The sequence below is a fragment of the Dactylosporangium sp. NPDC005555 genome (assembly GCF_040605635.1).
Lineage (GTDB): Bacteria > Actinomycetota > Actinomycetes > Mycobacteriales > Micromonosporaceae > Dactylosporangium.
Genome location: NZ_JBEXDG010000008.1, coordinates 218,759 through 231,698, shown reverse-complemented (window position 1 = coordinate 231,698; position 12,940 = coordinate 218,759). Strand labels below are relative to the sequence as shown.

Below are 12,940 nucleotides of genomic sequence, written 5' to 3'. Positions count from 1 at the left end.
GGCCACCTCCTCGCAGGCGTCTTCATGAGCCCGACCGGGCGATCGCGTCGGCGTGCGTGTCCAGCCATGCCAGGGCCGCGTCGGCGACCTCGCGCCAGCCGCTGTCGATCGTCAGGGAGTGCGCCCGGTCCGGGAAGTCCATGATCTCGGTGATCGCGCTGGAGTGCCGGTACTGCTTCAGCGTGGCGCGCGTGACCGCCTCGGGCACGGTGTGGTCCTTGCCGCCCATCATGAGCAGCAGCGGTCCGCGCAGCTCGTTGGCGGTGTCCACCTTGGCCGGCGAGTGCGGGTCGAAGTTCGCCGCGGCCGCCTCGAACAGCGGCTTGCCGGGCGCCGGGATGGTCCACCGCTCGAACAGCTCGTCGGACTCCTCCGGTGTGACGGCGTTGCCGAACGCGTACCGGAACTGCTCCGCCGTCAGCGACACGGACCGGTGCCGGTTCGCGGGGTTCTTGAACACCGGCAGGGTGGCCCGCAACGCCGACAGCGGCAGCGGCAGGACGCCCTTGATCTGCGCGGCGTCGATCGCGATCGCGGCGGCGGCGAGGTCCTGCCCGAGGAGCTTCTGGGCGATCATCCCGCCGAAGGAGTGCCCGACCAGGATCGGCTTCTCGTCCAGCCCCTTGATGATCGTCGCGTAGTGCGTGACGACGTCGTCGATGCCGTGGTCGGCGATGCTCTCCGGGTTGGCCCGCGCCTCCGCGACCGTCGCCGGGTCGCCCGGCCAGCCCGGTGCGGAGGCCGCGTAGCCGGCCTGCTCGAACGCCTCGATCCACAGGTCCCACGAGGTGGCGTGCAGCCAGAGTCCGTGGATGAACAGGACGGGTCGTCGCGTGCTCATGATCGCCTCCCGATCGGGCCCGGCGCCAGCCGCCGGCCACCCCAGGACACCACGGCGGGCGCCCTCTTCGTACCCAGGAAAGTCCCCAGTCCTCTCATGACGCGCCCGGGTGGGTCAGGTCCGGGCGGCGGCCGGGAACGGCGTCTCGACGGTGGCGTCGGGGTCGGCCGGGGGTGCGGCAACGGAACGGCGGCGCAGCACCCGGAGCGCCGGGAGTTCCACGCAGTGGTAGACCGCCATCGCGCCGAGGAGGCTGATGGCGAGGACCGACACTGTGACCAGGGCCGCGACCAGTGGCGTGGCGTGGTGCGGGAGCAGGCCGAGACGTCCGTAGGTCAGGTACGTCAGGTAGTGCACCAGGTAGAAGGCGAACGACACCTCCCCCAGGTACCGCAGCAGCGGCCGGGTCCAGATGGTCCGCACACCGGTGAGGTCGGCTCGGGCGGCCGCGGCCACGACGAGCGTGACCGGCACGAGGGTCAGGGCGTGCTGGTTGAGCGGGTAGGGCGCCTTCAGCGCGCACAGGGCGCCGAGGCCGACCAGGGCGAAGGACCAGCGCAGCCCCGGCCCGCGCCAGGCGCCGGCCTGGATGAGCAGGGCGACCGCGATCCCGAGGGTGAATTCGGCCATGCGGACCGGCGGGAACATGTAGCCGAGCCAGAGGGCGAACGGACGGTCCACCGTGGTGAGCGCGAGGCCGGCCCCTATGACCGCGGCGGCCAGCCCCACCGCGACGGTCCACAGGCCCGCAGGGCTGAGTCGGCGGAGCTGCCGGTACAGCAGGGGAAAACACAGATAGAAGAAGGCTTCGCACGAGAGGGACCAGCTCACCGGGTTGAGCGCGCCGAACACCGCGGCATCCGGGAACCACGTCTGGGTGAGGGTCAGGTGCGCGGCGAGTTGCAGGGGGCCGGTGCCGCCGACGACGAGGAGGGCGAGCAGCGTGGTGACCAGGGTCGCGGGATAGATCTTGCTGAAGCGGCGCCACCAGAAGGTGCGCGCTTTCACGACGTCGCGGGCGGACCAGGTGAGGACGAAGCCGGACAGGACGAAGAAGAACGAGACGCCCATGGCGCCGCCGTTGACGAGCATGGCCCACAGGACGGCCCGGACCGGTCTCGGGGCGGCCAGATCCGGGTCGTAGAACAGTTCGAGGGTGTGCTGACCGAATACGACGAGCGCCGCCGCCCAGCGCAGGCCGGTGAGGGCCGGCAGGCGGCTGTCGCGGTTCACGTTTGATGTCTAGTCACTCTTCCCGGCCCGCGCATGCCAGGCCGGGAAGAATTCACCCCGATGTGACCGGTGGTGACGTTGTGCAACCTCAATGTCACCGATTGCGTTCGTTCCAGTTCGCGCCGGCGCCACCGCTGCGGTCGCTGCTGCGGTCGCCGCTGCGGTCGCCACTGCGGTCGCCGCGGTTGTCGAAGCTGCGACTGTCGCGGTTGCGGCTGCCGCGGTTGCGGTCGCGCAGGGCGGGCAGGCGCATGGTCAACAGACCGAGGGCGATGATGACCAGGCCGATGACGATGTTGCTCGCGATGGCGCCGCCACTGGGGTACGCGCCCAGGATGACCCACGGTGCGATGAACGTCCACACGCCGACGACAACGGGCACCCACGTCATGCCGTGGGTACGGCCGTAGGCGACGGTGAAGCCGGCGGCGAGGACGCCGACGGCCACGCCGCAGATGAAGTTGTTGACCGCGAGGTCGTTCTCGAAGAGCGCGAACCCCACGATCCACGGCGACAGGGCGAGGTACAGCCCGGCGAGCATCAGCGCGCCGTCGGTGATGTGCGCGGTCGGCGTCTCCGCCGCGCGGTCGTAGCGGGCCCGAAGCTCGACGATGTCCGGGTGCTGATCGAGGTCCGCGATCGGGCGGGTCATGACGGTCCCCTTTCCTTGGTCGGATCCGTGCACTAACCCGAACAGGGGAGAACTAACACGGTGCGGCGGCGGCGCTGCAGACGCCGGCCGCCGCACCCTGGTTCGCGATGGGAGCCGCGAAAGGGTTGGCATCACCTCCGGTGGATCGATAGCCGTCGCGACCATAGGGGAATTCGAAGGTGCTTGTCCCGGGAGCGCTCCCATGCCAGAATCAGCGCCACCTCGCGTCTGGGAGCCGACGGGGCACACGCAGCGACTGGCTTATGCACCAACGCCGCCGTGCTGGCGCGTGCCCGTTTCCCGCCCAGAAACTTTCACGAGGAGCACCCCACTCATGACCACCCGGAATCAACGCTGGCTGCGTTCAGCGGCCGTCGGCCTCCTGGCCGCCGGCACGCTGTTCGTCATGCCGGCAGGGATCGCACACGCCGCCACCGGCTGTTCGGTCGTCTACTCGGTCCGCAGCCAATGGCCGACGGGCTTCACCGGCGATCTGCTGGTGAAGAACCTCGGCGACCCCCTGACCACGTGGAACGTCAGCTGGACCTGGGCCGGCAACCAGCAGATCCAGCAGAGCTGGAACGGCGACTACACCCAGACCGGCACGTCGGCCAGCATCCGCAACGCCCCGTGGAACGGCAGCCTGCCGTCGAACGGGACCGTCAACCCGGGCTTCAACGCCGGGTACAGCGGCACCAACGTCAACCCGACGAGCTTCTCGCTCAACGGGGTCGCGTGCACCGGCCCGAACGCGGCGCCCTCGGTGGCCATCACGGCGCCGGCCGCCAACACCCGCTACTCGGCGCCGGCGTCGATCCCGATCACCGCCACCGCATCGGACCCCGACGCCGGTGACTCGATCGCGAAGGTCGAGTTCTACCACGACGGGCTGCTGCTCGGCACCGACACCACGGCGCCGTACGCCTACACCTGGACCGGCGTGCCGAGCCAGGCCGCGGCGTACAGCCTGCAGGCGAAGGCCTACGACAGCAAGGGCGCGGTGACCACCTCGACGGCGGTGCCGGTGTTCGTCGACCCGGTCGTCGGGCCGTCGATCCTGGCCGCGCCGTCGCCGCTGACCGTGCCGGAGGGCGGCTCCACGCCGCTGTCCGTCAAGCTCAACCAGGCGCCGAGCGCTTCGGTCACGGTGGCCGTCACCCGGACCGGCGACACCGACATCACGGTCGCGCCCGCCACGCTGACGTTCACCACCGCCAACTGGAACACCGCCCAGACGGTCACCGTCAGCGCCGCACAGGACGCGGACACCGTCAACGGCGCCGCCACGATCAACCTGACCGCCACGGGTTGGGCATCGGCGTCGGTACCGGCGAACGAGAGCGACGACGACGTCGCCGGCGGCGTGTACGTCCAGCGGTTCCTCGAGCAGTACCAGAAGCTGCACAGCTCCGGGTACTTCTCGCCGGAGGGCGTGCCCTACCACTCGATCGAGACCCTCGTGGTCGAGGCGCCGGACTGGGGTCACGAGACGACGTCGGAGGCGTTCAGCTTCTGGCTGTGGCTCGAGGCGCAGTACGGCCGGGTGAAGCAGGACTGGGCCCCGTTCAACAAGGCCTGGGACACGATGGAGAAGTACATCATCCCGACCCACGCCAACCAGGTGACCGGCGGCTACAACCCGGCCGACCCGGCCGACTACGCTGCCGAGGCAGGGCAGCCCAGCCTGTACCCGCAGCAGGGCGGCCACCTCGACTCGTCCGTCAAGGTCGGCGCCGACCCGCTGTACAGCGAGCTGACCTCGACCTACGGCAACACCGACATGTACGCCATGCACTGGCTGATCGACGTGGACAACACGTACGGCTTCAGCTCGTGCACCCCGCAGCCCGGCTCGACGGTGTCGTACATCAACACCTACCAGCGCGGCCCGCAGGAGTCGGTGTGGGAGACCGTCGCCCACCCGTCGTGCGAGGACTTCCGCTTCGGCGCCAAGGCCAACGGCGGCTTCCTGCCGCTGTTCATCGACGGCTCGCCCGCCAAGCAGTGGCGCTACACCAACGCCCCTGACGCCGACGCGCGCGCCATCCAGGCCGCGTACTGGGCGCAGCAGTGGGCGACCGCGCAGGGCAAGGCCGCGGACGTGGCGGCGGTCGTGAAGAAGGCCGCCAAGATGGGCGACTACCTGCGGTACTCGATGTACGACAAGTACTTCAAGAAGCCCGGCTGCACGTCGACGGGCTGCGCCGCGGGCACCGGCAAGGACTCCTCGGCGTACCTGCTCAACTGGTACTTCGCCTGGGGCGGCGACGCCGGTGGCGCATGGTCGTGGCGGATCGGCTCCAGCCACAACCACCAGGGCTACCAGAACCCCCTGGCCGCCTACGTGCTGTCGAACGTCTCCGGCTTCGCGCCGCTGTCGCCGACGGCCAAGGGCGACTGGCAGACCAGCCTCGGGCGGCAGCTCGAGTTCTACCAGTGGCTGCAGTCCTCGGAAGGCGCGTTCGCCGGTGGCGCCACCAACAGCGTCGGCGGCAACTACTCGGCTCCCGCCGCGGGCACGCCGACGTTCTACGGCATGTTCTACGACGAGAAGCCGGTCTACCACGACCCGCCGTCGAACCAGTGGTTCGGCTTCCAGGCGTGGTCGGTGGAGCGGGTCGCGGAGTACTACTACGCGACCGGTGACGCCAAGGCCAAGGCCATGCTCGACAAGTGGGTGTCCTGGGCCATCGCGAACACGACGTTCACCGCGAACGGCGACTTCAAGATCCCGGACACGCTCCAGTGGACCGGCGCGCCGGCGACCTGGAACCCGGCTTCGCCGGCCGCGAACACGAACCTGCACGTCAGCGTCGTCAGCACCGGCACGGACGTCGGCATCGCCGCCGCCTACGCCCGGCTGCTGACGTACTACGGCGCGAAGGCGAACAACGCCGCGGCGAAGACCACGGCGAAGAAGCTGCTCGACGGCATCTGGCTGCACACCGACAGCAAGGGCGTCGGCATCCCGGAGACCCGCACCGACTACAACCGCTTCGACGACGTGTGGTCCTCGTCCAACCAGCAGGGGCTGTACATCCCGGCCGGCTACAACGGCGTCATGCCCAACGGTGACGTCATCGCCCCCGGGAAGTCCTTCCTGGACACCCGTTCCTTCTACAAGAACGACCCGAACTGGCCGGCGGTCCAGGCGTACCTGAACGGCACCGGCCCCGCGCCGGCGTTCACGTTCCACCGGTTCTGGGCCCAGTCCGACATCGCCATGGCGATGGCTGACTACGGCCTGCTGATCGGCTAGCACCCCCGCACGGCGGCGGCCATCGACTCGTCCTGCGAGCCGGTGGCCGCCGCTCCCGTGCCCGGCCGCCGCTCGTGTACCGGTGGCGCCGGGTCCGCGGTCGCCGGAAAGTGTCGTACCCCGGCGATAGTTTCCAGGGCATGACGGTGCTACAGGCTTCGCAGGGCGGCTTCCGCGCGGGATTCCGCACCCGCGTAGTGGAGTTTGCGGGCCAGGCGGAGGGCCTCTTCGGCGTCGCCCGGGTTGCGGTTCGCGAGCGCGAGGACGCGGCGCAGGTCGGGTTCGGCGAAGCCGGTCTGGCCCGGCAGTCCCTGGCTGAGGGCGGCCTCGGCGGCGCCGGTCGCGTCGGCGGTGCGGCCCAGGGTCAGGCACGCGTCGGCGTAGAGGGCCTCGAGGCGGGCGAAGCGGCGCATCGCGTCGCCGAGATGGTCGCGGGCCCGGGTGATCCTGGTGAGGCCCTCGGCGCCGCCGTCGCAGACCTCGGCCCAGCCGAGCAGGATCGCGGCCATCGCCCGGTATTCGAGGTGGCCGCCGCGCTCGGCGAGCTGCAGGGTGATGCGGGCCGCGGCGGCGGTCGCGGGCGCGTCGAAGCGGTCGGCGGCGACGCAGGCGGCGTAGTGACTGACGTACATCTCGAGGAACAGCTCACCGACGCGGACGGTGCGCTCCCGGGCGGACCGCAGGTGCCGTTCGGCGGCTTCGTGGTCGCCGAGCATGCCGCACACGATCGCGGCGGGGGCCTGCGCGCCGACGACCGGGTCCCAGTTGACGATCGGGAAGACCGGCAGGTCACCGCCGGGCAGGGCGTCCAGGGCCGTCTCGAAGCACTCGCGGGCGCGCGGCAGGTCGAGCACCGACAGCGCGGCGGCGCCCTCGTGCACCTCCGCGACGATCGTCGCCCACGGGTCGGTGCTGCCCTGCTCGCTCGCCGAGCGCGCCATCGCGACGCCGCGGGCGACGTCGCCGGCGGCGGTGTGGAAGGACGCGTAGCCCCACAGGGCCGGCAGGATGTCGAGGACCGGGCGGCCGCGCAGGCGCACCAGGAGGGGTTCCATCGCGGCGTACTGCGCGGTCACGAACGGCGCCAGGTAGCCGTCGGTGGCCTGATGCATGTAGGCGAGCCGGATCCGCAGATCGAGCTCCGTGACGTCGCGGCGCTCCCCCGCCGGTGCCCGGTGCAGGACGGCGATCGCCTCTTCGAGCAGCGCGGACGCCTGCTCGTGGGCGGTCAGGTCGTGGGCCTCGCCGGCCGCCTCGACCAGCGCGGGCACCACGTCGAAGGGCGACAGCACGGGCAGCGCCGCGCGCAGGTGCGCGGCGAGGTCCGCGACGGTGGCGAGGCCTGTGTCGCGCAGCGCCTGGGCGGCCCGCGCGTGCAGCCTGGCCCGGCGCAGCGGGCCCTGGTCGAGATATGCGGTCTGGCGGACCAGGTCGTGGGAGAAGCGCAGCAGTCCCGGGTCGTCGGTCGCGGTCAGGATGCCGCTGACGACGGCCGTGTCCAGGGTGTCGAAGAGGGCGAGCTCGTCGATCTGCACGACCTCACGCAGCACCGGCACCGACACGTCCCGCCCGAGGACCGACGCGACGGCGATGACGGCGTTGACCTGCCCGGGCAGCTTGGCGAGCCGCCGCCGCACGACCTCCTGCACACGCACCGGGACGTGCTCGGGCGCGAGGGTGTGCTCGGCGACGAGGACCCGCAGCAGTTCCACCACGAAGAACGGGTTGCCGCCGGTGCGGTCCAGCAGCATCGCCACGGTCTCGTCCGGCACGTCCGCGCCGGTGACGTCGCGGGCCAGGGCGGCGACCCCGTCGGCGCCGAGGCCCCGCAGCGGCATCCGCACTGCCGACGGGTCGGCGAGCAGCTCACCCAGCGCGCCGGCGAGGGGCGCCTCGGGCGCGAGTTCGGCCTCCCGATAGCCGACCGCGAGCAGGACCGCGCTGCGCCGCACCGCCTTCGCGAACATGGTCAGCAGCACCGTCGACGGCGCGTCCAGCCAGTGCGCGTCGTCCACGATGAGCACCAGTGGCCGGAGCGCGGCGAGGCGGCACAGCCCGTCGACGATGCCCTGGTAGAGCCGGGACCTGGCCAGCTCGGGGTCGGCGATGCGTTCCGCGGCGGGCAGCGGCAGCGCCTCGATGAGGGTCGGGTCGAGGACGGCGGGCAGGTTGCCGTAGGGCGCGAACGCGACGGCCAGGGCGTCGGCGGCACCGGGTGCGGCGGCGACGGTGCGGAGGATCTGCGCCCAGGGTAGGAACACGGGCGGCGCCTCACCGTCGACGCCGGTGCCGGTGCCGACGAGCCCGCCGGCGTGAGCGGCGAGCTCCCGCAGCAGGGCGGACTTGCCGATGCCGGGGCTGCCGGAGACCAGCAGCAGCCGGCCGCGCCCGGTGGCGGTGCGGGCGAGGAGTTCCTGGATGGTGCGCAGTTCCGCGTCCCGCCCGACCAGCCCGCCGTCATCGGCGATGTCACGGCCACCGGCTGCCGCGACCGCGTGGGAAGCTCCGGCCGTCGCGAGCGCGTGGGAGCCGCCGGCTGCCGCGACCGCGTGGGAGCCACCGGCCATGGACGTGGTGACGAGGCCGTCCGTGGCCGGTGCGTCCGGTCCTGCCCGTCGCTCCTGGCCCGCGCCGGGCGCGCCGGCGGTTCCCTGCCCTTGCCGGTCGGACATCTCCGGAATGTTCGCGTCAATATGGGCGAATGGCGTGGCGGGTGCGGGGTCTGGCGACCCGCTCGACGTCGCCGCCGCACCCTTGTCGGACATTTCGGAAATGTCCGCAGCAACCGGGGAGCCGGAAGCGGGAACGTGCGACCCGCTCGTCGTCGAACCTGCGGATGTCCCCGAGGGCGGAACGCCGCCCGCTCCGGACACCGGCGCCCCCGACGTCGGGGCGGTGGGCGCTGTCAGGTGGGGGGCCTGGCGCAGGATGTCCTGTTCGAGCCGCTGCAACGCGGGCCCCGGTTCGATGCCGAGCTCGTCGACGAGACCGGAGCGGGCGCGACCGTAGGCGGCGAGCGCCTCGGCCTGGCGGCCCGAGCGGTACAACGCCAGCATCAGCTGCCCCCACAGCCGCTCCCGGTAGGGGGCCTCGGCGAGGGCACTCTCGCTCAGGTAGGCGACCTCCGCGGCCCGGCCGAGCCGCAGGAGGGCCTCGGAGCGCTCCTCCACGGCGATGAGGCGGAGCTCCTGCAGGCGGCTGCGTTCGGCGCGGGCGAGCGGCGAGTCGCCCAGCTCAGGCAGCGGGTCGGCGCGCCACAGGTGCAGGGCGTCGGTGAGGACCCGCAGCGCGACGGCCGGGTCAGTGCCGGTGCGGGCCTGCTCGACCGCGGCGGCGAAGCGGGCGGCGTCGACGGCGTCGGCCGGCACCATCAGCTGATACCCGGGTGTGCGGCTGACCAGGACGGTCGAGCGGTCGCGGGCGGTGCGGCCGGGTTCGAGGGCGCGGCGGAGGCGGGAGACATACGCCTGCAGGGAGGCGATCGCGCGCTCAGGCGGCTCGTCCGCCCACAGCTCGTCGATGAGCCTCTGCACCGACACGGTCCGGCCGGGCTGCATCGTCAGCATCGCCAGGACGGCGCGCTGCTTCGGGGTGCCGGTGTCGACCGGGCCGCCGTCCCCGACGACTTCGAGCGGGCCCAGGATCCGAATCTGCAGGATGCGAAACTCCCGGAACTCCAACTCGGCCAAGGACGCTGACGCTGAGCCTGATGCTACCGCTCACAGCTCCACGGCGAACGACCCGTCGTCGAACGGTCCGAAGCCCGCCGCCTGGAGCAGCTCCTCGCCGTGCGCCAAGGGCGCCGCGACGAGCCTACGGGCGGGACCGGCCCGCAGTGCGTCCACCAACGAGATCAGCACCTGAACGGCGAGGTCTGTGCGTCCACCCGGCGCCACGAGACCGACCAGTCGGACGATGGTCTCGCCGGGGCGCACGGCCACGAGGGCGGCCGCGGGCTGCTCGTCGTCGTCGGCCGGGTCGATGAGCTCCCACCACTCGAGACCGTCGAACAGGAACTCGTCGACGACGGACACGCCGAGCGCGAGCCGGGTCACGGCGCGCCGCCCGGCCGGCACGCGCCGCACCAGCCGCATTGCTTCTTTCACGTCTCCAGCAAACCCGGCCGCGCTTGCAAACGCCTTGCCATGAAGCGCCGGGCGTGCGCGAGATCACGCCGGGCGCGCTGCTCAGCCGCCGGAGAAGAGCAGCTTGAGGCGGGTGCCGCCGCTGGAGACCCACTCGCGCCCGGCGCCGGAGCGCAGGTGGGCGCCCATCGCGTGCCAGTCGCGCTCCGGCAGGCCGACGACGTAGCCGTCCTCGAGCTGGTCGACCGTCACCGCGTCGCCGCCCTGGATGAACAGCAGGAAGTGCACGCCGGCCTGGTCCCGGGAGCACGGCCGGCCGGCGACGACCTCGCGCGGCTCGCTCTGGCCCGGAGTCCACACCCTGACGCGTCCGGTCATCGTGGTGTACCGCGGGATCAGCGCGAACCTCGGCGGCACCTGCTGCCAGATCCCGGCGATCGCGGCGCGCTGGCCGCCGTCGACGATCATGGCGACCTCGCCCGGGCCGTCGAGGACGAGGACGCTCTCGTGCACGGCCGTCGCGACGTCGCCGAGGATCGTGGACCCCTCGTAGCGGGCGAGGTCGACGACCGGGGCGCGGTCCGGGTCGAACCACCACGGGTAGGGGAAGCAGCCCTGGGCGGCGGCGAGGCTGCCGAGCACCCTGCCCCGGCCGTGCGGACCGGCGACCTCCCGCTCCCCCTCGAACAGCAGGACCAGCAGCAGCGGCGGCCACCCGGCGGGGAACCAGGCGGCGTCCCCCGCGGCGTGGGCGATCAGCGCTCCGGCGACCTCGGCCCGCCCGATGACCATCGGCCGGGGGAACCCGAGGACGTCGCCGACGGCGAACCGCCAGCCCTGGTGGAGGGCGGCCGAGTACATACCGATGATCAGGTCCACCAGTTCGCTGTGCACCGGGTCCTGCGGTGCGTCACCGGTGCGCAGGACCGCGGCGGTCACCTCGGTGAGGCCCACGGACGCCAGGCCGGCGGAGCTGTACACCCACAGACGGCTGCCGGCGGGCAGGCCCGGGAACCCGTCCGGGTCCTGCGGGACCTCGCACTCGTCGACGGTGACGGTCAGCGCCCCATCGGCGGCCACGACCCGTCCTACCTGCCGCACCGCCGGGAGCCGGACCGGGTCGTCGCCGCCGCGCGGCAGCGGGACGGACGCGGCCGGCCAGCGCGGCACCCAGTGCTGAGGGAACCGTTCGTGGACCGGTACGTCGACGGGGCCGTTGCCGCCGGGCACGAACTTGCGCATGACGGGCCGGGCGGTGACGGCCAGGTCCCACGCCAGCCGCCAGGTCCGGCCACCCTGGCTGACCTCGGCGATCAGCCGCCAGTGCAGGACGTCGGGCTCGTCGGTGACGACCGCCATGACGACGCGACCGGTCCCGCCGGCCGGCGCGGGGCGCAGGCGGCGGCCGTACGCGTCCCGGGCCGGCCGCGCCTGCGGCGGCACCCCTCGCAGCAGCAGCACCTCGTACTGCGGGATCTCCAGCGGCTCGAACGCGTCGACGGCACGTCCGGCCACCGGCTCGAGGTCGGGACTGAGGATCAGGTCCGGGCTGCGCGGCATCGCGAAGCTGGTGCCGTCCGCGAGCAGTGGCCCGGTGCCGATCTCATCCGCGGTGAGCGACCGCAGCGTGACGCCGTCGACGCCGCTGCCGCCCAGGTCGAGGTCGAGGTCGAGGAACAGGTTGTGCCCGGTGAGCGGCGTGTGGACCGGCCGCGGCCCGACGTCGGAGCCCGGGGACCGCACGAACGTGACGTGCGAGCGGGAGGACAGCTCGGCCCGGAACGGCGGCTGCTCCCCACCGGCCGCCGGCAGGCTCCGCGGGACGGGCCGGGTGAGGATCTGCGCGGCCCAGGCCTGGCCGCCGGTGCTGGCTGTCATCGTGCTCCGTTTCGTCGCGCTCGTGGTCCGCGCAGCTCAGTGGGCGATGGTGCGGAAGGGGTGGCCGCCGAGATCGATGCGCCGCACGCCGCTGCGCCCGGCGCAGGTCCAGTCGAGGTCGAGGACCCACTCGATGTCGCCGGTCTGCGTATGTACGACCAGGTCGAACACTTCAGGGTCGGCGGGGCTGACCTTGAACGGGAAGTCGTCGCCGCCGTCGGGCCGGCGCAGGCGCGGCTCCGGCTCGTCGAGGAACAGGTCGAACTGCCGGACCCGCAGGCTGCCGAGGTGCGGGTTGAAGTCCCCGGACGGTTCGCGCCGCGCGAGCACCACCGGCCGCAGCGCGTCGAGGACCACGGCGGGCATGCTGGGCGCCTCGACGATGAGCCGCACCCGGTGCCCGCTGCCCGGCACCTCCTCCGGGCCGTCCGGCCCGCGGGTGATGACGTAGCCGACGTCGTGCAGCTTGACGGTGACCGCCAGCGGGCCCTGGTCCTCGGCCGGCGGCCGGCGTCGCTCCTCGCGGTGCCGGGCCAGGTCGGCGAGCATCCGCACGTGCTCCCTGCGCCAGTGCGCGAGGTCGAGGTCCCCGGTCCCGCCGGCGTTGCGGTGACACGCGGCGACGAACGCCGCCACGAACCCCCAGTCGGGCACGGTCCGGCCCTGGAGCTTGTCGTCGATGGTGGCCCGCGGATAGGGCCGGCCCGCCTGCCGGGTCAGCCGCTCCAGCTCACGCAGCGACGGCTCCCCCGCCAGCCGCCGGCAGCCACGGAGATGTTCGGCGAACGCCGCCAGGGCGGTCGATGTGGACACCCGAAAATCGTAAGCGGCGAATACGCGGCCGGACGTCCGGAAACTGTCCGGAGATCCACCCGGCCGGTGGTTCGGCGGTGCCGGCCGGGCAGCTGGCGGTGCGGGTCTCCGTACGATGGCCGGCCTTGCGCGCGGCCGGATACAGCGAGAGACCGATCAGGAAGGACAGGCTCCAGTGG

At 72.5% G+C, this 12,940-nt stretch carries 8 protein-coding genes; 1 reads left to right on the top strand and 7 read right to left on the bottom strand.

Going from position 1 to position 12,940, the window contains the following annotated elements; all coding sequences use genetic code 11:
- Positions 1-22: 22 nt before the first annotated feature.
- From ABZS58_RS12335 to ABZS58_RS12325, 3 genes are all read right to left on the bottom strand, one after another.
- Positions 23-841 (bottom strand): alpha/beta fold hydrolase, encoded by an 819-nt coding sequence (locus ABZS58_RS12335; RefSeq protein WP_354780523.1) that lies wholly within the window; start codon positions 839-841, stop codon positions 23-25.
- Between the two features lie 114 nt (positions 842-955).
- Positions 956-2,074, bottom strand: coding sequence for an acyltransferase (locus ABZS58_RS12330; RefSeq protein WP_354780521.1), 1,119 nt, complete (start codon positions 2,072-2,074; stop codon positions 956-958).
- Between the two features lie 94 nt (positions 2,075-2,168).
- Complete coding sequence (locus ABZS58_RS12325; RefSeq protein ID WP_354780519.1) at positions 2,169-2,726, bottom strand: SPW repeat protein; 558 nt, start codon at positions 2,724-2,726, stop codon at positions 2,169-2,171.
- A 334-nt stretch (positions 2,727-3,060) separates the two neighbouring features.
- On the opposite strand from ABZS58_RS12325, the gene ABZS58_RS12320 reads away from it, so the two are divergent.
- Positions 3,061-5,985, top strand: coding sequence for a glycoside hydrolase family 48 protein (locus ABZS58_RS12320; RefSeq protein WP_354780517.1), 2,925 nt, complete (start codon positions 3,061-3,063; stop codon positions 5,983-5,985).
- A gap of 149 nt (positions 5,986-6,134) precedes the next feature.
- Here the strand turns inward: ABZS58_RS12320 and ABZS58_RS12315 are convergent, their stop codons facing one another.
- The 4 genes from ABZS58_RS12315 to ABZS58_RS12300 all read right to left on the bottom strand — a co-directional run bounded on the left by ABZS58_RS12315 (position 6,135) and on the right by ABZS58_RS12300 (position 12,761).
- Positions 6,135-9,674, bottom strand: a complete 3,540-nt coding sequence (locus tag ABZS58_RS12315; protein WP_354780515.1) for a BTAD domain-containing putative transcriptional regulator — start codon at positions 9,672-9,674, stop codon at positions 6,135-6,137.
- Positions 9,675-9,704: 30 nt separating this feature from the next.
- A complete protein-coding gene (locus ABZS58_RS12310; RefSeq protein WP_354780513.1) occupies positions 9,705-10,091 on the bottom strand; it encodes a hypothetical protein in 387 nt (128 codons plus the stop codon).
- Between the two features lie 81 nt (positions 10,092-10,172).
- Entirely contained in the window at positions 10,173-11,948 is a 1,776-nt protein-coding gene (locus ABZS58_RS12305; protein WP_354780511.1) for a hypothetical protein, read from the bottom strand.
- 36 nt (positions 11,949-11,984) lie between these two features.
- Complete coding sequence (locus ABZS58_RS12300) at positions 11,985-12,761, bottom strand: hypothetical protein (protein WP_354780509.1); 777 nt, start codon at positions 12,759-12,761, stop codon at positions 11,985-11,987.
- Positions 12,762-12,940 lie beyond the last annotated feature (179 nt).

Coding starts and splice junctions, on each gene's coding strand:
- ABZS58_RS12335 (WP_354780523.1), bottom strand. CDS start 841: ATGAGCACGCGACGACCCGTCCTGTTCATCCACGGACTCTGGCTGCAC.
- ABZS58_RS12325 (WP_354780519.1), bottom strand. CDS start 2,726: ATGACCCGCCCGATCGCGGACCTCGATCAGCACCCGGACATCGTCGAG.
- ABZS58_RS12320 (WP_354780517.1), top strand. CDS start 3,061: ATGACCACCCGGAATCAACGCTGGCTGCGTTCAGCGGCCGTCGGCCTC.
- ABZS58_RS12305 (WP_354780511.1), bottom strand. CDS start 11,948: ATGACAGCCAGCACCGGCGGCCAGGCCTGGGCCGCGCAGATCCTCACC.